This window comes from Arsenophonus endosymbiont of Crataerina pallida (genome assembly GCF_964020125.1).
GTDB classification, from domain to species: Bacteria; Pseudomonadota; Gammaproteobacteria; order Enterobacterales; family Enterobacteriaceae; genus Arsenophonus; species Arsenophonus nilaparvatae.
The window spans coordinates 2,267,526-2,292,084 of the sequence record NZ_OZ026540.1 but is presented as its reverse complement, the minus strand read 5'-3'; the positions used below and the strand labels follow the sequence as shown (position 1 = coordinate 2,292,084).

The 24,559-nt window shown below is 37.6% G+C and carries 16 protein-coding genes, 1 other RNA gene and 5 pseudogenes; 18 read left to right on the top strand and 4 right to left on the bottom strand.

The annotated features are described in order from the left end of the window. The first annotated feature begins 1 nt into the window (after position 1). The 3 genes and pseudogenes from ppx (at position 2) to AACL31_RS12255 (ending at position 5,005) form a co-directional block, all read left to right on the top strand. Positions 2-1,531, top strand: coding sequence for an exopolyphosphatase (gene ppx, locus AACL31_RS12265; protein ID WP_310512008.1), 1,530 nt, complete (start codon positions 2-4; stop codon positions 1,529-1,531). A gap of 188 nt (positions 1,532-1,719) precedes the next feature. Beyond that, positions 1,720-3,181 (top strand): annotated as a pseudogene (gene mgtE / locus AACL31_RS12260) (magnesium transporter). A gap of 503 nt (positions 3,182-3,684) precedes the next feature. After that, positions 3,685-5,005 (top strand): annotated as a pseudogene (locus AACL31_RS12255) (MFS transporter). A gap of 138 nt (positions 5,006-5,143) precedes the next feature. Here AACL31_RS12255 and AACL31_RS12250 read toward each other — a convergent pair. The 3 genes from AACL31_RS12250 to AACL31_RS12240 form a co-directional block, all read right to left on the bottom strand. Next, positions 5,144-5,890, bottom strand: coding sequence for a hypothetical protein (locus tag AACL31_RS12250; protein WP_310512009.1), 747 nt, complete (start codon positions 5,888-5,890; stop codon positions 5,144-5,146). Between the two features lie 156 nt (positions 5,891-6,046). Then, a complete protein-coding gene (locus AACL31_RS12245) occupies positions 6,047-7,081 on the bottom strand; it encodes a hypothetical protein (RefSeq protein ID WP_339053203.1) in 1,035 nt (344 codons plus the stop codon). Further along, the gene (locus AACL31_RS12240) at positions 7,030-7,458 is read right to left on the bottom strand and encodes an AI-2E family transporter (RefSeq protein ID WP_339053202.1); all 429 of its coding nucleotides are present in this window, start codon (positions 7,456-7,458) and stop codon (positions 7,030-7,032) included. The genes AACL31_RS12245 and AACL31_RS12240 overlap by 52 nt, the downstream gene beginning before the upstream one ends. A 214-nt stretch (positions 7,459-7,672) precedes the next feature. Here AACL31_RS12240 and ydiJ point away from each other — a divergent pair. The 9 genes and pseudogenes from ydiJ to AACL31_RS12195 all read left to right on the top strand — a co-directional run bounded on the left by ydiJ (position 7,673) and on the right by AACL31_RS12195 (position 17,746). Next, positions 7,673-10,731 (top strand): annotated as a pseudogene (gene ydiJ / locus AACL31_RS12235) (D-2-hydroxyglutarate dehydrogenase YdiJ). Continuing rightward, positions 10,728-11,138, top strand: coding sequence for a hotdog fold thioesterase (locus tag AACL31_RS12230; protein ID WP_310512810.1), 411 nt, complete (start codon positions 10,728-10,730; stop codon positions 11,136-11,138). The pseudogene ydiJ and the gene AACL31_RS12230 overlap by 4 nt, the downstream one beginning before the upstream one ends. 325 nt (positions 11,139-11,463) lie before the next feature. Beyond that, positions 11,464-11,835 (top strand): Fe-S cluster assembly scaffold SufA, encoded by a 372-nt coding sequence (sufA, locus tag AACL31_RS12225; RefSeq protein WP_310512816.1) that lies wholly within the window; start codon positions 11,464-11,466, stop codon positions 11,833-11,835. A 12-nt stretch (positions 11,836-11,847) separates the two neighbouring features. Next, the gene (sufB, locus tag AACL31_RS12220) at positions 11,848-13,347 is read left to right on the top strand and encodes a Fe-S cluster assembly protein SufB (RefSeq protein ID WP_310512809.1); all 1,500 of its coding nucleotides are present in this window, start codon (positions 11,848-11,850) and stop codon (positions 13,345-13,347) included. 44 nt (positions 13,348-13,391) lie between these two features. Beyond that, positions 13,392-14,138, top strand: coding sequence for a Fe-S cluster assembly ATPase SufC (sufC, locus tag AACL31_RS12215; protein WP_310512808.1), 747 nt, complete (start codon positions 13,392-13,394; stop codon positions 14,136-14,138). A 733-nt stretch (positions 14,139-14,871) separates the two neighbouring features. After that, positions 14,872-15,606: pseudogene (gene ydiK, locus AACL31_RS12210) on the top strand (AI-2E family transporter YdiK); the annotation flags it as partial. 254 nt (positions 15,607-15,860) lie between these two features. After that, positions 15,861-15,969: antisense sRNA RprA (rprA, locus tag AACL31_RS12205), an RNA gene on the top strand. An 817-nt stretch (positions 15,970-16,786) separates the two neighbouring features. Further along, positions 16,787-16,969, top strand: a complete 183-nt coding sequence (hemP, locus tag AACL31_RS12200; protein ID WP_310512812.1) for a hemin uptake protein HemP — start codon at positions 16,787-16,789, stop codon at positions 16,967-16,969. A 78-nt stretch (positions 16,970-17,047) separates the two neighbouring features. Continuing rightward, entirely contained in the window at positions 17,048-17,746 is a 699-nt protein-coding gene (locus tag AACL31_RS12195; RefSeq protein WP_310512813.1) for a TonB-dependent receptor plug domain-containing protein, read from the top strand. 9 nt (positions 17,747-17,755) lie between these two features. On the opposite strand, the gene AACL31_RS12190 is transcribed toward AACL31_RS12195, so the two are convergent. Next, on the bottom strand, positions 17,756-18,724 hold the full coding sequence (locus AACL31_RS12190; RefSeq protein ID WP_339053074.1) for an IS110 family transposase: 969 nt from the start codon (positions 18,722-18,724) through the stop codon (positions 17,756-17,758). Positions 18,725-18,847: 123 nt separating this feature from the next. On the opposite strand from AACL31_RS12190, the gene AACL31_RS12185 reads away from it, so the two are divergent. The 6 genes and pseudogenes from AACL31_RS12185 (at position 18,848) to AACL31_RS12160 (ending at position 24,496) form a co-directional block, all read left to right on the top strand. Continuing rightward, the gene (locus tag AACL31_RS12185) at positions 18,848-20,119 is read left to right on the top strand and encodes a TonB-dependent receptor domain-containing protein (RefSeq protein ID WP_339053201.1); all 1,272 of its coding nucleotides are present in this window, start codon (positions 18,848-18,850) and stop codon (positions 20,117-20,119) included. Continuing rightward, entirely contained in the window at positions 20,116-20,451 is a 336-nt protein-coding gene (locus tag AACL31_RS12180; RefSeq protein WP_129109305.1) for a hypothetical protein, read from the top strand. Before AACL31_RS12185 ends, AACL31_RS12180 begins: the two co-directional genes overlap by 4 nt. A 352-nt stretch (positions 20,452-20,803) precedes the next feature. After that, complete coding sequence (locus tag AACL31_RS12175) at positions 20,804-21,856, top strand: hemin-degrading factor (RefSeq protein WP_310511973.1); 1,053 nt, start codon at positions 20,804-20,806, stop codon at positions 21,854-21,856. A gap of 20 nt (positions 21,857-21,876) precedes the next feature. Further along, positions 21,877-22,699: pseudogene (locus tag AACL31_RS12170) on the top strand (heme/hemin ABC transporter substrate-binding protein). Next, complete coding sequence (locus tag AACL31_RS12165) at positions 22,699-23,694, top strand: iron ABC transporter permease (protein ID WP_310512011.1); 996 nt, start codon at positions 22,699-22,701, stop codon at positions 23,692-23,694. The pseudogene AACL31_RS12170 and the gene AACL31_RS12165 overlap by 1 nt, the downstream one beginning before the upstream one ends. Positions 23,695-23,704: 10 nt before the next feature. Beyond that, positions 23,705-24,496 carry a heme ABC transporter ATP-binding protein gene (locus AACL31_RS12160; RefSeq protein WP_310511974.1) on the top strand — a complete coding sequence of 264 codons (792 nt, stop codon included), beginning with the start codon at positions 23,705-23,707 and terminating at the stop codon, positions 24,494-24,496. Positions 24,497-24,559: the final 63 nt, after the last annotated feature.

Genomic DNA, 24,559 nt, shown 5'->3' with positions numbered 1-24,559 from the left:
TATGCCATTAATAAAACCTTCAGCATCGAGGCCGATGGAAATTGCTGCCATAGATCTTGGCTCTAATAGCTTCCATATGATTGTTGCGCGAATAGTTAATGGTGCCTTACAGATTTTAACCCGCATTAAAAAACGTGTTCATCTGGCTGACGGTTTAGATGAACATAACAAATTAAGCGAAAAATCAATTCAGCGTGCCTTGACCTGCTTAGCGCTTTTTGCTGAACGTTTACAAGGATTTACCGCTGATAATGTTTGCATAGTTGGAACTCATGCCTTACGAGAAGCGGTTAACGTCAAAGAGTTTTTGCAACGAGCTAAAGCCGTTATACCCTACCCAATTGAAATTATTTCAGGCCAAGAAGAAGCGCGGCTGATTTTTATGGGGGTTGAGCATACCCAGTCAGAAAAAGGTCGGAAGCTGGTGATCGATGTTGGCGGTGGCTCTACAGAACTTATTATTGGTGAAAATTTTAAGCCTCTATTAATGGAAAGCCGTAAAATGGGCTGCATCAGCTATGCCCGCCAATTTTTTGCTAATAATCTAATTAATGAAACTAATTTTGCGCGCGCCTATTTTGCTAGCCGACAAAAACTGGAAAATCTTGCTTGCCAATATCAAATGCAAGGTTGGGACTATGCCTTTGGTGCTTCAGGAACCATAAAAGCAATTCATGAAGTACTTTGCCAGTTGGGTGATTCAGATGGCATCATCACCCATGAGCGCTTAGTTAAACTAAAAAAATTAGTACTAAAGTATAAAAATTTTAAGTCACTCGATCTACCCGGCTTATCAGCAGAGCGTGCTCACGTTTTTGTTCCGGGATTAGCCATTTTATGTGGCATATTTGATTCTCTGCAAATCAAGCAGTTAACGCTCTCTGACGGTGCTTTACGTGAAGGGGTTCTCTATGAAATGGAAGGACGTTTTCGTCATCAAGACATTCGCCAACGCACCGCATTAAGTTTAGCTGAACATTATAATATTGACCGAGAACAAACGCAGCGAGTATCAAAAACCATCGAGATCCTTTATCAACAATGGGCAAAACAAAATCCCAAGTTGGTTAACCCACAATTGAAAGTGCTACTTATCTGGGCCGCTATGCTGCATGAGGTTGGATTAAATATCAATCATAATGGCTTACATCGTCATTCTGCCTATATTTTATACAACACCAATCTGCCAGGATTTAACCAAGAGCAACAGTTATTACTAGCGACATTGGTCAGGTATCATAAAAAAAGTATCAAAGCTGATGAATTCCCTAAGTTAAATCTATTTAAGAAAAAACAATATTTACCCATGATCCAACTATTACGGTTAGCTACGCTACTTAATAATCAACGTCAATCGACAACCACGCCAAACTCACTACGTTTGAAAACCGATCAAAATCATTGGACACTCTATTTTCCTCCCCACTATTTACAGCAAAATGCGTTAATGCTGCTAGATTTAGAAAAAGAACAAAAATATTGGCAAGATGTTCCTAGCTGGAAACTAAAAATTAAAGAGGAATCTGCTTGATATTTTGGTATGATTAAAAATAAAATCTAGCAACCATAAATCTAACTTAATTGCTTGTTTTCTATTCAATAACTTATTTATCCTGCTGCTGATAGTAGTTGTTTAAATAATGTGTGCATTTAATCGAAAGTCATTAAAAATGATAATACCTGATAATAGGTTACGACTATTAGTATTTAAGGATAACCATGTCTCAACCAGCCTTTTCATCGAATATTACCTCACTTATTAATCCACATTCACAAAAGCTGGCACAAATTAGGCAAGATATTTTGACGCTTTTCATGGAAAATGAAGAGACGATTAAAATATTAGCCACCCAACACGACAAACAACAAGCCTTATCGATCGTAAAGCACGATAAAAATATCATCCAAATTAAATCACTATTACATGCCTTACATGCAGCCGATATTGCGGATCTTTTAGAAATGTTGCCTTATGATGAACGCTCATCACTATGGTATTTAATTGATAATAATAAACGTGGTCAGGTTTTAGTCGAAGCCTCAACCTCGGTCTGGGAAAGTTTACTCAAGAACATGTCAGATAGAGAGTTGCTACGTGCTGTTGCTAATCTACATGTTGATGAGCAAGCCTATATTGCCGAACACTTACCGCGCGACACAATGCGTCGTTTACTGACTTACCTTGATCCCAGTTTACGTAATCAGATCCGTGAGGTACTACAATATCCTAAAGATAGCGGTGGCCAAATGATGGATTTTGAATTTATTACCGTTAGGCCTAACGTTAGCCTGAAAACTGTTCAACGCTATCTACGCCAGCGCGGTAATATCCCTGAAGCAACCGATAAAATTTTTATTGTCGATATACAAAATCGCTTGCAAGGGGAATTGCCATTAACGACGATTTTAACCTCATCACCAACAAAAACAGTGGCTGATGTGATGAAAACCGCCACGATGAGCTTCTTGCCTGACGAAAAAGCAGAAGACGCTGCAAGTGCTTTTGAACGATACGATTTGATTTCAGCTGCTGTGGTTGATAACAATGGTTTATTAATGGGACGCTTAACCGTTGAAGATATAGTTGATAATCTTAATGAAGAGAGTGATAGCAACATCCGGCGCATGGGAGGATTAAGCCCTGAGGAAGATGTTTTTGCCCCCGTTGGGCAAGCAGTAAAAACTCGCTGGACCTGGCTTGCCGTTAACCTCTGTACCGCCTTCATTGCCTCACGAGTGATTGGTGTGTTCGAAAATACCATTTCACAACTGGTCGCACTGGCAACACTAATGCCTATTGTCGCCGGCATTGGTGGCAATACCGGCAACCAAACTATCACTATGATTGTTCGAGCAATTGCCTTGCATCAAATCCAAACTGGTAATTTCTCATTTCTGTTACTGAGAGAATTAGGCGTCGCGCTGATCAATGGTATTGTCTGGGGCGGGATCATGGGCATCGTCACCTATTTACTCTATGGTAACCTTGAGATGGGTGCGGTGATGACTTTAGCTATGATATTGAACTTAATGATGGCCGCATTAATGGGCGTTATTATCCCATTAATTGGTGAAACTGGGTCGAGATCCGGCCATTGGCTCAAGTGTGATGATAACCGCGATTACTGATACCGGCGGCTTCTTTATTTTCTTAGGTTTAGCCACTCTTTTTCTAATTTAAATCGTCAGCGCTAATCTATCATGGCAACATTAGAATAGCGCCTTAAAACAAAACTTATTACACCTCTTTGCTATCTCAATATATTTAAATTAATAGCCAAATTTTTCTCTATCTATCAATTGAAAAATAGCAGATTAATATATTTATATGGTTAAAATAGAATGCATTACTATCTAAATTTCATCCTTGATTTTGCTAACCATTGATTTAATTAAAAACAAATAACCCAATATTTCTCCGGTTTAAAGGTTATCCAGAGTAGGATAAAATAATATCCGCTTTTTATGTTTATATAGACAATGACGAAAAAAACCAGATTATTGGTTATAACTGCCGGATGATAAACAGATAATTATTATCGCTAAATCAAGATATCATTGTTATTTCATTATTTTTTATTATTAAAAAATAAAATCAATTAACAAATTGCACCTATTGTTTGAATGATTTATTCAGCGAATTAATACACTATTTTGCCTATTAATAAAAAGGATTAAAAAAACATGCCATCGCTAACCAATACGCAAAGTCAGCCTGTTGCCAGGCCACTAAATCGGCAAGATTATAAAACGCTGGGTCTATCTTCGTTAGGTAGTACACTTGAGTTTTACGATTTTGTTATTTTTGTCTTTTATGCCAAAACCATCTCGCTACTTTTTTTTCCGGCTGGTAATCAATTTCTCGCTCTGATAGCAACCCTTGGGTTATTCGCTGCCGGTTATCTAGCTCGTCCATTAGGTGGCATTATTATGGCACACTACGGCGATAAAATAGGCCGTAAGCGCATGTTCAGTTTGAGTATCTTTATGATGGCCCTGCCCACTTTAGTTATAGGAGCATTGCCAACTTATGCCACGATTGGTATTGCTGCGCCACTGTCATTACTTTTGATGCGTATTATGCAGGGAGCGGCAATTGGCGGAGAAATGCCAGGTGCCTGGGTGTTTATCGCTGAACACACGCCAAAACAGCGTTATGGTTGAGCTATTGGAACGCTGACTTCAGGCATTACCGGTGGTATTTTGCTCGGCTCGATTATTGCCATTATCATTGAATATCACTTTACCGAACAACAAATTGTCGATTTCGCCTGGCGCATTCCGTTTATTGTCGGCGGGTTATTTGGCTTTATTGCTGTCTATTTGCGACGCTTTTTACAGGAAACCCCAATATTCAAAGAGTTAGCGGCACAAAGAGCGCTTTGTAATGAGTTGCCAGTTAAGACTGTTTTAACATCACATAAGCAGGCTTGTTTGATCACCGCGCTACTAACCTGGTCTCTATCGACCTCAATTATCGTGATCATTTTAATGACGCCTGACGTTATTTTACGCGGCATCTACCATATCGATCGGAATAGCGCCTTACAAGCCAATTGCTTTGCAGTGTTGATGTTAACCGTTGGCTGTATTTTTTTGGGGTTACTTAAGCGATAAAATTGGCTCCCGTCTCACCATGTTAGTAGCCTATAGCGGCCTGATCATCAGCGCCAGCTATTTCTATTCCATACTATCACCGGCTATTTCATTTTTAACATTAAGTAGTTATTACGGCATTATGGGATTGTTCGTCGGCGCCGTCGTTTTAACCCCGATTATTGGCACTCGGGCATTTCCACCTGCAATCCGTTTTTCTGGCCTGTCTTTTGCCTACAATATTGCCTATGCAATTTTTGGTGGTTTAACGCCGATCATCACGGGCTTCTGGCTACAACAATCTCATCTGGCACCGGTTTATTATGTCAGTGCCGTTGCAGTGCTAGCTATCTTGGTTGGTTTTTTACCGCTAGCATATCAAGGGTGGCAACATCAGCCGGCAAAATAAATCTAACGGGCAATAATATCCGCTTTTACTCGCTGCTAAGTGGTTAATAACTTCTGGCTTAATAATAAAAAAGTACATCATTTATTAGACTGATGCACTTTATACAACCATAAAAAATCTTAATTTCACCAACATCCATCAGCGCCAGGCTGGCGGCATGATGCCGGCAATGATGGTTGGAAAATGGGCCTTAATATAAGTAACCATCATATTTGATAGCACTGCCGAACAGGTGAACTCTCTCTCATGGCCTAATAATCTATTAGTCCAATCTCGATACTGTTCTTCAGAACCCAATGTTGTTGGCGCTAGTCGATATGCTTGCTCCATTAAAGCAAAGGCAAAATATCTCAATGGCAGCGGTGAATCGTATTCAGTGCCAAATAAGGCACTAGAAGAATACTTACAAAATAAAGCTGACAAACATAACAGAACTTCAGCTTGTCTTTGTGGAGTAGCGTCCGTAAGCTGATAGGTAGCTAATAATTGTGTCGCATATTCATCTGTTAAACAATAATAGGTTATATCTTTTTCAACATATTGGTTAAACTTATTGGCAAATATTGTTTTTAGTTTAGCGTCGTTATCAAAACCGATTAATTTAAAGGCAGAAGAAGATTGTTTGGTTGCTGTTTCAAAAGTGGCGCGCAAATCACCCAATTCTAAAGAATCCAGTAATTTAATAAAACACATTTGCTGTTGGCAAAACTGATAGCTGGAGGCAAATAATATAAAATGATGCTGAAAAAGATCATCTAACAGATAATTCGCCGGGCCAATATTCTCTTGCCCTTGATAGAGATAGAAACCATGCCAGTTCATATTCACTTGTTGCGCTAACCTAATATCTAACATCTGCTGTAACTGGTTTTGCGAAACCAACATAGCCCAATCACTACCTTGCTAACTTAAGTCAAGCTAATATGCTTGGTGCTAAACTGAATGGCGCCGATTTAACTGGTGCCAAGCTAGGTAATATCGCTTTACCGTTTTGGGATGAAACTCGATTAGATACTTATCTTAACCATATCAATAATGATTTTAGTTTACTAACAACCATCGACAGTATTGATAATAAATATAATGACAAGAAAATAGAGCTGGTACATCAATTAATCGACTCGTTAGATAAACGCTCCTCAAATACTTCACTATCATCAGTGGTAGAGTTAAGCAATAACCTATTACGCCATTTTCTATGTATTGCTTAAACTTATTGTCAAATATCGCGGCCAGTTTAGCTTGACTGTCAAAATCGATTAATTTAATTGCAGATGAGCTTTGCGTTGTTGCGGTTTGAAAGGTGGTTTGCAATTTACCTAACGCTAAAGTTGCTAATAATTGGCTAAATTTGGCTTGCTGCTGTTGAAATAGATAGTTAGACGCAAATAATTTAAAATGATGTTCAAAAAGATCATCTAAACGATAATCTGCCGGGCCAATATTGTCTTGCCCTTGATAGAGATAAAAGCCATGCCAATTGATATTCTCTGGTTGCGCTGACTGAATACCTAACATCCGCTGTAGCTGGTTTTGCGACATTAACATAGCATAGTGACTATCTGGCTTGGCAGAGAGCAGAATAAAATTATCCGCCTCTTTATTAGACCAATCAGGTTTGCCAGCATAATCACCGAAATCACCTTTAGTATAAGGCTCAACACGGTTATCTTGCAGATAACTGTTATACAGGATTTCAGCCTGTTCTTTATAGTTACTCTCACCCGCCATCGCTTGTGAAATCAACTGAACAAAGGCACCATTATGACTAACCATCATTTGCGGTTGGTGAGTAAAACAGTTTAGCAAGATTGTCAAAACAGGAGCAGTTTGTGCCGGCATCGTGCTGACAGCATATTTCGCCAGATAAGACGGCAATATGTTATTATTAAGCCAGTTAATAATTTTCTGATCCTGGTTATAGGGCGCTTTAGCAAAAGTCTCTAATAAGGAGTTTACTACTGATGATAGTGAAACGTTTGTAGGACGTTTGTCTAATGAATCAATCAGCTGATGAACTAATGCTATCTTCTTCTTATTATAGATGGGCTCAATACTATCGATAGTTTTAAGCAAGCAAAGAGTTTATTACCTATAAAGGGTAGGTTTTTTAACCACAATAGCTCGGGTAATCTAATTTCAGTTGGTGATTTTGCCCATTCAATCAGTGGGCCACTGTTTTGAATAATGCTACCAATTAGTATTGCAAAAGGAATAACAAATAATAATATTACTAATAGAGTCATCGCTATACTTGCTAGCCATTTTTTATGCCATAGTTTACTTTCAATTTTTTTAAATAATGGCCAGGTTGCAATAACCACCATGCCTGCCCAGAGAAAACCAAGTATGAATGGTTTCAATACCCAAAAACATGCAGCTATCATCAATAAAATAGCAATTATGCTAAAAATGAATTTGGGTAAATCATTAGGGGATTGCGCTTTTTCCATATATTAGCCTGATTATAAAGAATGATGGGTGCATATTATCAATTGTCTATTACATGATTAATCATGTTTTTTGTATCTAATAAAAGTAGGGTGATGATGGAAATTGTATTGTTTACAAAATGTTAATTACCAAATTTTGTCTGGTATGTACTCTCAATTAAAGATAGTACATAAATTGCAAAGTGAACACTAATTAAAAAGAGTTACTAGTATAATGATCCCACGTATAGGACGCGCTCATCAAATCAGTCAGCAGATAACAACCTATTTAACGACATTAAAAGACCGAGGTTTTAGCGGAGATTTAACCACCAGTTATGCTGAACGTTTATCAATGGCAACAGATAATAGTATTTATCAACTTACACCTCAAGCTGTTGTCTATCCACGTTCGACTAGCGATGTTCAATTGTTGGCGAAACTTGCCATTGATAAACAATTTCAGTCATTAACCTTTACACCCAGAGGTGGTGGCACAGGGACCAATGGCCAGGCTTTGACTGAAGGCATTGTGGTTGATATGTCGCGCTATATGCAAAAAATTTTGCAAATTAATGTGGCAGAAAAATGGGTTAGAGTCGAAGCTGGTGTGATAAAAGATCAACTTAACCAATTTTTGGCACCTTATGGTTATTTCTTTTCACCTGAATTATCAACCAGTAACCGAGCCACTTTGGGTGGCATGATCAATACTGATGCCTCAGGTCAAGGCTCATTAGTTTATGGTAAAACATCGGATCATGTACTGAGTGTTAAAGCTATTTTACTTGGTGGAGAGGTATTAGAAACCTATCCGATGACAGTTGAGTTGGCGGAGCGTTTTTCACAGCAGCAATCAACTATTGGTCGCATATATAGCACCGTTTATCACCATTGTCGTCAGCAGCGACAGCTAATTTTGGCTAAATTTCCGCGATTAAATAGATTTTTAACCGGTTATGATTTGCGACACGTGTTTGACGATACTATGACGCAATTTGATTTAACCCGAATTTTAACCGGCTCTGAAGGGACGCTGGCTTTCATTATCGAAGCTAAGCTAAATATTACTCCATTACCTAAAATAAGACGATTAGTTAATATAAAGTATGACTCATTTGATTCAGCGTTACGGAATGCACCAGTTATGGTGGCAGCCAAAGCATTATCAGTGGAAACGGTTGATACTAAAATCCTCTCTTTAGCGCGTGATGATATTATCTGGCATTCAGTGAGTAAATTAATTAACGATGTTGATGACAAAAAATTATCAGCATTAAATATTGTTGAATTTAGTGGGGATAGTGAAGAAAAAATTAATCAACAATTAACCCGTTTATGTTCACAATTGGATAAGTTAATTCAAGCCGGTAATTCGGGGATCCTTGATTATCATATATGCCATCAATTAGCAGATATTGAAAATATCTATACGAATGAGAAAAAAAGCAGTTGGCCTGTTGGCTAATACCAAAGGATTAGCAAAACCGATACCGTTCGTAGAGGATACTTGCGTGCCACCGGAGCATTTAGCCGATTACATTGCTGAATTTCGTGCGTTGCTTGACCGCAATAATTTAGCTTATGGCATGTTTGGACATGTTGATGCAGGGGTATTACATGTTCGCCCGGTGATGGATATGTGTGATCCTCAACAAGAAGTATTAATGAAACAAATTTCAGATCAAATTGCTCAACTTACTGCTAAATATGGCGGCTTATTATGGGGGGAACACGGTAAAGGTTTTCGCTCCGCCTATGGCCCACAATTTTTTGGTGAAAAGCTTTATCAAATACTCTGTCAAATTAAAACCGCATTTGATCCCTTTAATCAATTAAACCCAGGAAAAATATGCTCATCAATTAATGTAGCGCTCCCGTTAATGCCTATCGATGCTGTAAAAAGAGGAACTTATGATCGCACTATCCCGATCAAAGTGAGGGAAACATTTGAGCAGGTTATGGCCTGTAATGGTAATGGCTTGTGCTTTAATTTTGACGTTAATAGTCCAATGTGTCCTTCAATGAAAATTTCCCAGCAACGAATTCATTCGCCAAAAGGCCGAGCAACATTAATGCGAGAATGGTTAAGATTACAGGTTAAGCAAGGCGTAAACTTAGCGTTATTTGCAGAAGATATTAATAGTTATAAACTCTCTTGGCTGCAAAAAATAACACGCCTATACCATACCTTGCGAGCTAAGAGTGGACAGTATGATTTTTCCCCATGAAGTAAAAGAGGCGATGGCGGGTTGTTTAGCCTGTAAAGCGTGTTCAACCCAATGCCCAGTTAAAATTGATGTTCCCACGTTTAGGGCAAAATTTTTAGCCCTCTATTATAGTCGTTATTTGCGACCAATTAGTGACTACGTGGTTGCCAATATTGAATTAACTTTGCCGCTGATGGCAAAACAACCACGCTGGTTTAATTTTATATTACGGCAAGGGTGGATACAAACCCTAGGTCACAAGGTGATTGGACTAACGGATTTTCCTCAACTGTCTACACCCAGTTTACAACAACAATTGGCTGGTCATGCAGCATTGTCTCTGTCATTGCCACAATTAGAAAGCTTACCTGAAGAGACTCGCAGCCAATTTGTTTTTGTCGTCCAAGATCCATTTACTAGTTATTATGATGCAAGGGTAGTTGCAGATTTTATACATTTAATTGAAATATTAGGTTATCGGCCTATATTGTTGCCATTTTCTGCTAATGGAAAAGCGTTGCATATTAAAGGATATTTAACCCGTTTTGCCAAAACAGCGCAAAAAACAGCGGATTTTCTTAACCGCTTAGCGCAATTATCAATTCCGATGGTCGGTATTGATCCAGCCTTAGTGCTCTGTTATCGCGATGAATATAGCCAGATCCTTGGTAATAAACGGGATAAATTCGAAGTTAAATTAGTTAATGAGTGGCTGATGACAGTATTAGCGCCAAAGCCAGCAGCGAAGTTAACGGCTGAAAAATGGTATCTATTAGGGCATTGTACCGAAATGTCATTGTTAGCTGATAGTGCCCAACAATGGATTAAAATTTTTGCTCAGTTTGGTCGTCAACTTATTAATGTTAATGTTGGTTGTTGCGGCATGGCAGGAACTTATGGTCATGAGGTTAAACATCTGGCTAATTCAAAGGGAATTTATGCCTTATCTTGGGGAAATCGATTACAAAAATTACCCAAAACACGTTGTCTAGCAACAGGTTACTCTTGTCGCAGTCAAGTAAAACGAATTGAAAATGAAACAATAAAACATCCTTTACAAGCGTTATTGGAGATATTTAAATGATTTGGCAGCGTTCTTATACCCTCGAAGAAATTAATAGTTGGAGTGATAACAGCATGTTATCCCATTTAGGGATTGTTATGTTAAGTATCAGTGACGATACTATTGAAGCAACAATGCCGGTTGATCAAAGTACCATGCAGCCGTTTGGATTACTACATGGTGGTGCTTCGGTGGTATTAGCCGAATCGTTAGGCTCGATAGCTGGTTATCTCTGCACTCAAGATAATCAAAAAGTAGTTGGCACCGAAATTAATGCTAGCCATATTAGGCCGGTATCTTCAGGAAAAGTACGTGGCGTATGTAGTGCAATTCATCTAGGTCGCCGGCGACAAGTCTGGTCGATAAAAATCTTTGATGAACAATTAAGACTGAGTTGTATTTGTCGTTTGACAACAGTAATCATTTAATGATTAGCACTTAAAGATAACTAAACGACAAAAACTCGATGATTTAGCGATACTTTGTTCGTCACGTTAAATATTGCTGAATTTGCGAGTTTATTTTATTTTTTTAATGTTTATCAACATGTTAATATGATTGATAAATTAGGAATCGTAAAAAAACAGTAAAATAAACGCCACTTTTTGCTGAAAAAACACTCTAATAAAAATATCCGCTTAAAATAAATGGTTGAAGTGAGAAATGTTATCATTACCATATATAATATTAAACAAAAAAAGTCTAGTTACATTGATAGTGTAATCTAGTCAAAATATTAGTTTTGTGAGGTCAATAATGGCAGAGCATGTTGATACTTTTTCTTTGAATGAAACAACTTGGCAGGGCCTTACCATAACCGATAAAGCAGCTGCTCAAATTCTTAAATTAATGAAAAAAAATCCTGCTAGTCAGGGATTATCTCTTAATATCAAGCAATCAGGTTGTGCAGGATTTGGTTATGTCATTACATTGATAGATAATCCAACTAAAGAATATTTGCTGTTTGAAAATAATGGCGCCAAACTTTTTGTTCCTCTAAAAGCAATGCCATTTATTGATGGTACTGAGGTTGATTATGTTCGTGAGGGACTTAATCAAGTATTCAAATTTAATAATCCTAAGGCTCAACACGCTTGTGGTTGTGGTGAAAGCTTTGGTATTTAAGTGAATTAAATTATGTCACAGCGTAATATAGAAATTGGTGATGATGTTCAACAATGGATAGCGGAGCATCGTTATAAAGAGGGGTTTTTCACTCAGGTTGCAACGGATGAATTAGCTAAAGGTCTCAATGAAGAGGTCATCAAAGCGATTTCAGCCAAACGTAATGAACCTGATTGGATGTTGCAGTTTCGTTTAGAGGCTTATCAACATTGGTTGGGTATGGAAGAACCCCACTGGCTTAAAGGCTATTATCCTGATTTAAACTACCAGGAATATAGTTATTATGCAGCGCCATCCTGCAATAGTTGCGATGATACTTGTCAAACTGAAACTGATTCATCGGCAGCGGGTGGGGATGAGCATAGCAATAATTATCTGACCGCCGAAGTTGAAGAAGCATTCAATAAACTTGGTGTACCAGTCCGTGAGGGTAAATTGGTTGCGGTAGATGCTATTTTTGACTCTGTTTCTGTTTCAACAACTTATCGTAGCGAATTAGCGAAACTGGGTATTATTTTTTGCTCTTTTGGTGAAGCTATCCAACAGTATCCTGAGTTAGTAAAAAAATATATTGGTACGGTCGTTTCTAATCGAGACAATTTTTTTGCGGCATTAAATTCTGCTGTCGCTTCTGATGGGACATTTGTTTATGTGCCAAAAGGAGTTCGTTGCCCGATGGAATTATCAACCTATTTCCGTATTAATTCAGCTAAGACCGGTCAGTTTGAGCGCACTATCTTGATTGCTGATGAAGGTAGTTACGTTAGTTATATTGAAGGATGCTCTGCTCCGGTGCGAGATAGCTATCAATTACATGCTGCGGTAGTTGAAGTTATTATTCATAAAGATGCTGAAGTAAAATATTCTACCGTACAAAACTGGTTTTCAGGTGGTGAAAGTGAAACCGGTGGCATTTTAAACTTTGTCACCAAACGCGCCTTATGCGAGGGTGAGAATGCCAAAATGTCCTGGACACAGTCTGAAACAGGTTCGGCTATTACTTGGAAATATCCTAGTGTTATTTTGCAAGGGGATAATTCGGTGGGGGAATTCTTTTCAGTGGCATTAACCAATGGTAATCAACAGGCTGATACCGGTACAAAAATGATCCATATTGGTAAGAATACGCATTCCACCATCATCTCTAAAGGGATCTCAGCTGGTCGTAGTCAAAATAGTTACCGCGGTTTAGTAAAGATTTTACCGACGGCAGAAAATGCCAGAAATTATACCCAATGTGATTCTATGTTAATTGGCACTCAATGTGGCGCGCATACTTTTCCTTATATTGAAGTAAAAAATAGTAGCGCACAGTTAGAGCATGAAGCTACAACATCTCGTATTGGTGAAGATCAACTCTTTTATTGTTTGCAACGAGGTATTAGTGAGGATGACGCCATTTCGATGATCGTAAATGGTTTCTGTAAAGATGTCTTTTCTGAATTACCATTAGAGTTTGCCGTTGAAGCACAAAAATTGTTAGCAATTAGTTTGGAGCATAGTGTGGGTTGATGGTTCCTATTAAAAGAATACTCAGTTATTCAAAGGCCAATGAAATGTTAAGTGTTAAAAATTTAAATGTCAGTATTGAAGGTAATCAAATTCTTAACGGATTAAATCTAGAAGTAAAAGCGGGTGAAGTACATGCAATCATGGGGCCTAATGGATCAGGCAAGAGTACATTATCAGCGACACTGGCAGGACGTGAAGAATATCAAGTAGAACAGGGTGAAATTCTATTCAAAAATAAAAATTTGCTTGAGTTATCGCCGGAAGAACGTGCAGGAGAAGGTATATTTTTAGCCTTTCAATATCCAGTGGAAATTCCTGGCGTAAGTAATCAATTTTTCTTACAAACCTCGGTTAATGCAGTAAGAGAGTATCGTAAGCAGCCACCACTAGATAGATTTGATTTTCAGGATTTTATTGAAGATAAAATTGAACTACTTGATATGCCGAAAGATTTACTTACTCGATCAGTAAATGTCGGTTTCTCTGGTGGAGAAAAAAAGCGCAATGATATTTTACAGATGGCAGCGTTAGAGCCTGAGTTATGTATTTTAGATGAAACTGACTCGGGTCTTGATATTGATGCCTTAAAAGTTGTGGCTAATGGCGTGAACTCACTTCGTAGCCCTGAAAGAGCTTTTATCATCGTTACTCACTATCAGCGTATTTTGGATTATGTACAGCCTGATTTTGTTCATGTTCTCCATCAAGGCAAAATTATTCAATCAGGTGATTTTACCTTGGCCAAAAAACTGGAGGTACAAGGCTATGGCTGGCTTATTGACCAACAGTGAAAGAGCAGAAAAACAGCAGCAAGTCACAAAGTTAAATCAACAGGCGCTAAAAAGCTTTGCGACACTTTTTTATGCCAGTAAGAGAGCAAATGAAAAACAAGCTCAGGCCTATTGGCAGCAGGTAGAGAAAATTGGTTTTCCGCCATTTCGCCATGAAGAGTGGCATTATACGCCGTTGGCAAAAGTACTTAACGCTCAATACCAATTAAATAGTGATAAAGTTAACACAATTACTGCTGAGCAATTAAAACAGCTGGCTATCTCCCTTGACGGCTGGCGAATTGTTTTGTTTGATGGATGTCTTATCCCTGACTTAAGTAGTGATAACTTTGGTCCTTATCAAATTCAAATGATGGATGCGCAAGCACAGCTTCCAGCGCCTATCGTGACCGATGAAATATTCCTGTATTTAACTGAGAGTCTGGCCGCTCAACCCCTAATGATTAAATTGGCCGCTAATCAACAGGTAGAAAAACCGCTCTATATATTGAATATTACCTCTGGTTCAAATCACCATAATTATGTTAATACTAGTCACTATCGCTATCATTTAGAGATTGGTGCCAATTGCAAATCGCAGGTTGTTGAACATTTTGTTTCTGTTGATGATAAGCCGCATCTGACAGGCAGTCGATTGACCGCTAATATAGGTGATAATAGTCATTTTAGTCATATTAAACTTAGCGTTGAAAACAACCAAAGTCACCATTTTGCCCATAATGACATCTTGTCATATGGTTGGCATACATTGGTCGCTAATGGCGGTAATACATTAATTGCTAAACTACAACCGTATGTTGGAGAAGCAACCAGCTGGTTCTTAGCGCAAGCCATTAATGCCGGGCGTTTCGTGTTTCATCTTGTCGTAATGTTACTATTTAGTGCATTACTCTATTTGCAGGGAGAAAGTGTTATATTAAGTATTCGGCATTTTGCCATTCGCCTGGCAGGTACGCGAGGCGATACCGCGATCCTACTTGCAGGCCAATCAATTCGCGCTGTTGCATTAGGTGTAGTAGTTACCGCATTAATACAAGCAATTACCAGTGGTATTGGTTTAGCTTTAGCAGATATTCCTTATGCTGCGATATTAACAATTCTTATCTTTGTATGTTGTGTTGCCCAACTTGGACCATTATTGATTATGGTACCCTCCATAGTATGGTTATTCTGGTCAGGCAATACCAGCTGGGCCATTATTATGATTGTATGGAGCATAATTGTCGCAACAATGGATGGCGTACTACGTCCTATTTTAATAAGAATGGGGGCGAATTTATCAATGATACTTATTTTGATTGGCGCTATTGGTGGAATTTTATCATTTGGCGTAATTGGTCTTTTTATTGGTCCAGTCGTTTTAGCTGTCTCACATAATTTACTAACCGCCTGGATGAATGAGGTTTCGAAACCAACTAAGTTATCAAATAATTTAACCAAATCTAATTTATATAAGAAAGATCCTTAAATTAAAATGATTGACTTAATTAATATTCTTGTTAATCATTATACTTAAATTATTTGAAATTTGTTGCGCTAAAAATTTTCCAAAATACCGATTAATACCGTACAATTAAATTTCATTAATTTTAACATTAGTATGATTAAATAATAATCTTATATAATTATACTATAAAGTTAAATTTTTATTGAGATAATTCTTAGTGATAAAACCTTAGAGTTATCTTAATATAATGCTTATAGATTAACCTCTTTATAAATTATTGGTTTCAATATTCCTAGCATTATTATGCAATAAAAAATCATGAAACCTACAGAATATTGCTGTGTGTAGTCTTTGCCTGTCAGCCCATGATAGGCTTTTTTTTTCTATTGCAAATAGTAATATTAATGATAATCAATTGATTTATAATGATATTATTGACTTTTATTTATAATAATCTAAAGCGCATCTGCTATAAAGTAAGATACTTACCTATAAATATTCATATTTTTAATTAAGCCTGCCAAACATTGATTAATAATAAAACATGCATAAATTTTACCTGTTATTCATTTACCACTCAATTGATTATCTAATACCATATATTATTATTTGATTTCTATTATATAACAGTAAATAAACCTTATTCTATATCATAATCTGGTCTGTCATCCGTCCAGCTATAATTAAACATATAATTTACAAATTTCAACTATGTTATTTTTTTAACGTCACTGAATATAAATAAAATAGTAAAAATAACCTAAAGTTAACAATAAATAAGTGAATGGAATACCATGAAAATCAAATAAAAGTTTTGAACGATATATTTTGACTATAATATAAACAAATAAAATCTATTATTTAAAATAATAACATTTTATTATATAATTGCATTTAGATTAAAAAACATATTTATTATCTATTTTATTGCTCAAAGAATGAATAAAAAACTATAAAAAACAGATAAATATTACTGATTATTCTAATACCATCTAAAATAATAATCCTGCTTTATAAAAATTATTTATATTCTTTCAACCATCCTTTATGAGAATAATTCTATTTTGTTGTTTTTAAAATAAATTTCTTAATTATTTATCATTATTTCACTTTATCACGGTTTATCTGCAGATGAAAAACCTTGATTAACAACAAAACAATAATAATTATCATTACCATTATTTAGTTATACCTCTTCGATATGAACAAACTCAGACAAAGTAATTTACTAAATTCAGATGTAAAACAAATAACAACCCAGATGATTAATACCATCAATAGCCAACATTTATTGGATCAAAAAGGAGTTGCTAATATCTACCATCAAGGTGAAATTTATCAATTACGCCAGACCAGAGCAGGAAAATTAATATTAACCAAATAAAATAATCAAAACCAAGCCACCTAACTACTATCAGGCAGCTAATTTTTAGATCTATTATAACAATAGGGAAGGATACCTATGGGTCTCAAGAAAAAAACCGCCTTAAAATCAATTAATTATATTAAATATTCACTATATGGCGTACCTTGTATCATCGGAATGCTGATTCCGCAGCCATCCTGGGCAAAAGCAGACGATAAAACCATTACCGTATACGCTGATCAAGCAATGCCAAATATATCCACTACCGCTAAAACATATACGGTAATTGATACTAGCAAGCCAAAATATCAATATGCATCTAACGCATTAGATTTATTAAGAAACATTCCCGGTGTCAGCCTCTCTGGCTTTGGTAGTACTAATGGCCAAAATTTAAACATGCGAGGTTATGAAAGTTCCGGGGTTCTCATAACCATTGACGGTATTCGGCAAGATATTGATGCTGGAACAATCACCGGCACCTTTCTAGACCCAATGTTTATAAAAAAAATCATTGCTATTCAAGGTAGTAATAGCCTACAAGATGGTAGTGGAGCCCTTGGTGGTACTATCGCCTTAAAAACAGTTAATGCACGAGATCTGCTGGCTCCAGAGCAATCTCATGGTGCTATTCTAACCTTAGGCTATAGCCATAATGATCAGGGATATCAATATGGTAGCTTATTATTTGGTAGAACTGACGACACTGATGGATTGATTGCCTTTAGTACAAGATCAAAAGGATCGCCTCATCTCAGTGATGGCTCAATTCCTTTTAATAAGCAACTGTCTTGAACGTTAAAATTATGGAGAAACGTGATGGTACGACTCATTCCATTCTTCGTTCTTTCTGAGCATCGCGTTCAGGATAGTCAGCAGCTTGCGCATACAGGCGACCAGCGCCACTTTTTTGGCTTTTCCCGCTGCAAGCAGACGCATGTAAAAGGCTTTTATCACCGGATTAAAGCGAGTTGCTACAAGCGCGGCCATATAAAGTGCTGTTCGGACTCCGTCCCTTCCGCCAAATATGGTTCGCCGACCACGCATGGTACCCGAGTCCCGGTTTATGGGGGCAACGCCTACAAGCGCGCTAATAGCTCGCCTCGAGAGGCTGCCCAGTTCGGGAAGCTCCGCCAACAACGCAGCAACTGTCATGGTACCAACCCCTTTAATGCTGCTCAGCCTAGCGGCCAGATCCTTAAAGTGGTTCCTTATGTGGTTGTTCATATCCTCATCGATTCTGGCAAGTTCATCTTCCAGCGCCTTGATGATGATGTTGATGCTTTTTCTATTCTGTGGATGTGCAGTATACAGCCTATTACGTTCTGCCACCAACATTGTAATCAACTGGCGTCTGCGTACGACCATCGCAGCAAGAACCTGACGTTCTGCATTTGGCAGAGTCCGGATAAAGCGCTCTCGCTCCGGATGTCGATTAATAACCTCTGCCATTTGTGCAAGCACTTTGGCATCAATACGGTCAGTTTTTGCCAGATAGCCCATAGCGCGGGCAAAGTCTCGGGATTGTCTGGGATTGATCACAGTGACGTCAAAGCCTTCAGCCTGGAGCGAGCAGGCCACAGTAGCTTCAAGCCCGCCAGTTGCCTCCATCAGAACCAACACCACCGAATGCTTTCTCAATTCGGCGATAATGGCATCAAAACCGTCAGAGTCATTACTGACCGTAAACTGTGCAATATCACAGCTGGCTGCTATGTCCAGCGTTGCTTTAGAAACATCAATACCCACACAAAGTGGATTTGGCTGACTCATGATTACCCATCCTTGCAAATGCGTTATGGAGTACGGACAACTGTTCGGGTTTCAGATGAGTGACTCAGTGTATGCGCCGGTCGCTAATTAACGGGCTTAAAACCCTAGGAGGAATCGGGCTGCATGCACCTTGCCAAATCTAATCGTAACTATTTTAAACCGTTTTCAAGATACAAGGAGGAATCGGGCTGCATGCACCTTGCCAAATCTAATCGTAACTATTTTAAACCGTTTTCAAGATACAAGGAGGAATCGGGCTGCATGCACCTTGCCAAATCTAATCGTAACTATTTTAAACCGTTTTCAAGATACAAGGAGGAATCGGGCTGCATGCACCTTACCAAATCTAATCGTAACTATTTTAAACCGTTTTCAAGATACAAGGAGGATATTCACAGTCTACTCGCCAAGGGCAACTGGGCAATTACTCCGTCATATATGATTTCAGCTCAATTACGCTATTATCAAAATGATGGAATACAACTTAGAAACCCAGAAGTTGTCAAACCTAACTATTACACAAATAGCCACTATGATCGGAATACCAAACAATATGATATTCAATTGACACAAAAAATTTATCCTCTTCATACGAAAAATTGGCTTATAGATTGGGATCTTTACTACAGTAAACTCATGATCAAACAAAAACCTATTAATAAAAACAATGATGAAAACCGTTCACTTAATATCCAAGGAAGCAGGATAACTAACTATTTTACCTGGGATCATAATCAGTTTGCTGCTCACCAATTCAACATTGGTAGCGAATTTTATCAACAACAGCAACAGTCTAATAAACAAGCTAATCACTTTCCAGTAGCGACATTACGTAATATTGCTGTTTGGTTAGAGGATGAAATAACATTAAATAAACTTCCTATTACATTTTCTGCCGGTACCCGCTATACGAACTATAAAAATGATAGTAATAAACACGGCAACAACCAGGATTCTCAATGGACATCTCGTGCTGCTATCAGTATTAACCCAACAAATTGGTTGGAACTCTTTACCTCTTATGCCGAAGGTTACCGAGCCCCAAGATTAAGTGAAATTTATAACGATTCAAGACACTTCCCCGGTAGTTATTTCAAACCCAACCCTAATTTACGACCTGAACGCAACCACACTATTGAATATGGATTAAGGTTACATCTTGATAATAAATTGCTGGCTAATGATAGTTTGCAATGGCGCACAACTGTTTTTGATACTAAAGCAACTGATTATATAACAACCATCATTGATGGCCAGAGGCTAGACACATTAAGTATCAATACACCATCTGTGGTTATCCATGGTATAGATAGTAGAATTATTATACCACTCCTTGGTTCAATGCTGTTCTCGCTTACAATCGAACTCATGCGAAAGACACCACATCTGGTATGAGCATTTCATCGATTCGACCAGAAAGTTTGACGGCTTCACTTGATGTACCACTGGCTAATAGCGGTTTTTCATTGGGCTGGGTTGGACAGTTTGCCGCCAGAACTAATCGCTCTGGCGACCATAGAGGTAAAGATAAATATTGGAATCCTATCACTCAACAAACGGGTTATGGTACCAATGACTTCTATCTATATTATCAAGGAAATGGGCGGTTATCAGGCATAAATTCCACCCTATCATTAACCAATGCATTTAATAAGTCCTACACCTCATCATTAGGTATTCCACAGGAAGGTAGGAATATACATTTTAAAATTAATTATCGCTGGTAATTATTTTTATTAACGTAATAGCAAGTCATAAGTAATTACTTATTTATTTTACTCATGACAATTAATTTTATTGCGAAATCTCTCTCTATCAGAGCAAAATTTTGTCATAAATACGTTTTTTAGCTCAAAAAACAAACAAAATAATAAAAATCAGACAATCTACAGCAACAAGTGGTTTATAGAGCTAAAGATTTCTATTTAAGCTATTAGTAATGACAAACAGGATTTTAAATTTAATAAATCAGAGAGACCCTACAATTTACACCTATGTCCAACATTAGGCATAGCAGGTTAGTGATAGTAATAAATAAATTATGGATCAACACAATATACCTAATAAGGAAATGAAAGTATGAACGATTCACTTTATAACCGCTACCAGCAGGCAAAACAGCAGAATAATCTGCAATCAATGGCAGAATCGGTAAACTATTTAAATGTCACAGAAGCAGAATTGATTTATGCATGTGCAAATGCTGATGATGCTAAACGGTTAAATATAAACCCAACACTATTATTACCTGAATTAGCAAATCTAGGTGAAATAAAAGCAATTACCAATAATAAATATGCCACTCATATCCATATCGGTGAATTCAAAAATATTCGTTTAAACAACCTGACTGGTATTGTTCTTAATCCCAGAGAACTGGATTTGCGTATTTTTCTTGATCACTGGGCAATCAGCTTTGCCTTAACTGAGACATTTTCAGATAATATACAGCACAGTATTCAGGTTTTTGATCATTATGGTAATACCGTACATAAGATCTATGCCACTGAAAAAACCAATATGGCTGTTTGGTATAAGTTAATCAATCAATATCAAATGACCGCCAATCCGCCATTAAATTTGCGTCCTATTACTGCCTATCAACAACCACCACATATTAACGAAGCGGTAAAAAAACAACTAGAAACAGATTGGAGCAATATGACAAATATTCATCAATTTTTTCAATTATTGCAAAAACATAATGTCAAACGGCAACAAATCTTCGCCGCAGTTAGCGACGAACTTGCTTATCAGGTTAATAATCATTCTCTCTATCACATCCTGCACTCCGCCTTTAATCAACAAAATGAAATTATGATCTTCGTTGGTAACCTTGGATGCATGCAAATATTTACCGGATGCATTCAAAAACTGGCGGCTTATCATGACAAACAAAGCTCGCTACAAAAAATTAATGTTTTAAATACAAAATTCTCCCTCAATGTGATTGAAACTGGCATCGCTAACAGTTGGGTAACACGTAAACCAACCAAGGATGGTATAGTCACCAGCCTGGAAATTTTTGATCACTATGGCAATCAAGTCATTCAACTATTTGGTCAACGTACCGAAGGAGAACCTGAACAATTAGATTGGCAAAAGCAAATTTCAACCTTAACTAAAATATAATGACAGGAGTTAAACTTAATATGAAATTAGGGCTTCTCTCCATCATCATATTTTTACTCATTCCTTATTCTCAGGCAAATGAACGCATTATTACCCTTGGAGGGGATATTACTGAAATTATCTATGCCCTTAATGAAGGAAACAGGTTATTGCTCGAGATAGTACCAGTCGTCAACCAGAATCGGTATTAAAGCTTCCTGACGTAAGCTATATGCGTATGTTAAATGCTGAAGGCATTTTTCGCTATACCCGACACTAATCTTAGCAAGTGAACAAGCTAAACCCGATTTAGTCCTAAAACAAATTCAACAAACAGGAGTGAAAATAATAAAAGTAACAGAAACACCTTCTCTGGCAGCCATACCAGAAAAAATTCGCACCATTGCTAACGCTATCCAGCAGCCACAAAAAGGTGAACAACTCATCGATAAATTTAATGAGCAATTGTCATTAATTAATACTGCTCCTTTGCAACAAAAAATCATTTTCATATTTAGCCATAATGGAACTGTACCGCTAGTCGCCGGTCAACGCACCGCGGCAGATAGTATTATTTCAACGGTCGGGGCCAAAAATGCATTGCAAGGTTTTAATGGTTATCTGCCACTTTCTCAAGAGGCCATCATTGCCAGCCAACCTAATTGGATTTTAATTACTCTTGAAGGGCTCCGCTCTTTAGGTGGAATAGAAAAAGTCTGGCGATTGCCGGGTATTAATATGACACCTGCCGGAAAAAACAAAGCATTACTCGTCGTTAATGATTTAGGGCTGCTCGGATTTGGCTTGTCGACGCCTAGCGTTATGAAACAAATACTTGATACTTTGGAAAAAACCAATAAATGATGAAACAATTCGCTTATCCAAAATTGGGCTTATTCATTTTATTTTGTATTGTTATTTTAATTACCTTACTGGCGGCAAATGTGGGTGCAATGGCTTTGTCGTTTAACACACTTTGGCAACAACCATTAACCGATAATCATTGGCAAATTTGGTTAACTATTCGCTTACCCCGTATTTTGCTGGCATTATTAGTCGGCTGTGCATTAGCCGTTGTGGGTGCTATTATGCAAGGGCTATTTCGTAACCCATTAGCCGATCCCGGCTTACTTGGCATTAGTAGCGGAGCAGCCCTTGGTGTTGCGCTTTTTATTGTTCTTCCCTTCCCCAGTTCTTCACTGTTAAGTGACTATGGTTATCTGATAGCCGCGTTTGCTGGTGGCTTTATTATTGCAATAGTTATTTTTTCATTAACCCATTATTCAAATGGTCATTTAACAAAATTACTTTTGTCAGGCATAGCGATTAATACATTATGCGTATCTTTCATTGGTGTACTTAGCTATATTAGCGATGACCAACAGTTACGCAACTTTACATTATGGATGATGGGCTCTTTAAGTCAAAATAATGGTGCCATATTAGCCATTGCCGCCACCATCATCTCACTGACCATACTTATTACCTTACAACAAAGTAAGAAACTTAATTTATTACAATTAGGTGATGAAGAGGCCCATTATCTCGGTTTAAAAGTAAAAAAAACAAAATTTATCCTGTTACTACTTAGCTCACTTTTAATTGGTTGTGCTGTTGCGCTAAGTGGAATAATTGGTTTTATTGGTTTAGTTGTCCCACATCTTATTAGAATAAGCTTTGGCGCCAACCATAAATGGTTATTACCCGCTTGTGCTTTAGCCGGGGCCGCTTTACTACTTACTGCTGATACCATCGCTCGTACCATAGCCACACCGGCAGAAATTCCAGTAGGCTTAATTACCGGGTTAATTGGTGCCCCTTATTTTCTCTATCTTATTTTAAAACAGTCACAAGGTTAGTAATAAAATTATGTGCCGCTCTTCCCCACCTTTTATTGCAGCAAAACGACTCTGTTATAGCGTAAACAGTCAAAATATTATTGATGATTTATCACTGTCACTCTATCACAACCAAATAAGTATTATTATCGGGCCTAACGGTGCCGGAAAATCGACCTTACTACGTTTATTGACCGGCTTTCTTAAACCACATACTGGAGACTGTTTATTAGAAGGGAAATCGCTGGCAACCTGGGATATTAATAAATTATCGCGTAAACGTGCGGTAATGCGTCAACATCACCAACTCAACTTTCCGTTTACCGTTGAAGAAATTGTGGCAATGGGACGAACTCCCTATGGTAGTTATTATTTCAATCAAGCTATCGAAAGTGCATTAATACAAACAGACTGCCTGGCATTGCGTTATCGAAATTACCAACAACTTTCTGACGGAGAACAACAACGTGTTCAGCGAGCACGAGTTATCGCCCAACTTTGGCAGCCAGAGCCCAATAATAGCTACTTATTTTTGGATGAACCAACCTCGGCACTTGATCTCTATCATCAGCAGCAAAGTTTACGTTTATTACATCGATTAAATCGAGAACAATCTATTGGCATCTGTTGTGTATTACATGATTTAAACCTAGCAGCATTATATGCAGATCGCATTTATTTACTTTATCGGGGGCGACTGGTTAGTGTCGGCACGCCGCAACAAGTCATGACAGAAGACAATTTACGCCGCTGGTACAGAGCCAATCTTTATGTGAAAACTCATCCAGACAAAAATGTTCCGCAAATATTTTTACATCATTAACTAATTGATTTTGATTGATAATCGCCAGTTAAAAGCATAAATATTAAATATTGATCGCCACTA

Bases quoted from the DNA above. Each gene is read 5' to 3' on its own strand.
- AACL31_RS12240 (WP_339053202.1), bottom strand. From the start codon at position 7,458: ATGGAAAAAGCGCAATCCCCTAATGATTTACCCAAATTCATTTTTAGC.
- AACL31_RS12185 (WP_339053201.1), top strand. From the start codon at position 18,848: ATGCACCTTGCCAAATCTAATCGTAACTATTTTAAACCGTTTTCAAGA.
- AACL31_RS12175 (WP_310511973.1), top strand. From the start codon at position 20,804: ATGAACGATTCACTTTATAACCGCTACCAGCAGGCAAAACAGCAGAAT.
- AACL31_RS12195 (WP_310512813.1), top strand. From the start codon at position 17,048: ATGGGTCTCAAGAAAAAAACCGCCTTAAAATCAATTAATTATATTAAA.
- AACL31_RS12190 (WP_339053074.1), bottom strand. From the start codon at position 18,724: ATGAGTCAGCCAAATCCACTTTGTGTGGGTATTGATGTTTCTAAAGCA.
- sufB (WP_310512809.1), top strand. From the start codon at position 11,848: ATGTCACAGCGTAATATAGAAATTGGTGATGATGTTCAACAATGGATA.
- ppx (WP_310512008.1), top strand. From the start codon at position 2: ATGCCATTAATAAAACCTTCAGCATCGAGGCCGATGGAAATTGCTGCC.
- AACL31_RS12230 (WP_310512810.1), top strand. From the start codon at position 10,728: ATGATTTGGCAGCGTTCTTATACCCTCGAAGAAATTAATAGTTGGAGT.
- AACL31_RS12250 (WP_310512009.1), bottom strand. From the start codon at position 5,890: ATGTTGGTTTCGCAAAACCAGTTACAGCAGATGTTAGATATTAGGTTA.
- sufC (WP_310512808.1), top strand. From the start codon at position 13,392: ATGTTAAGTGTTAAAAATTTAAATGTCAGTATTGAAGGTAATCAAATT.
- AACL31_RS12165 (WP_310512011.1), top strand. From the start codon at position 22,699: ATGAAACAATTCGCTTATCCAAAATTGGGCTTATTCATTTTATTTTGT.
- hemP (WP_310512812.1), top strand. From the start codon at position 16,787: ATGAACAAACTCAGACAAAGTAATTTACTAAATTCAGATGTAAAACAA.
- AACL31_RS12180 (WP_129109305.1), top strand. From the start codon at position 20,116: ATGAGCATTTCATCGATTCGACCAGAAAGTTTGACGGCTTCACTTGAT.
- AACL31_RS12160 (WP_310511974.1), top strand. From the start codon at position 23,705: ATGTGCCGCTCTTCCCCACCTTTTATTGCAGCAAAACGACTCTGTTAT.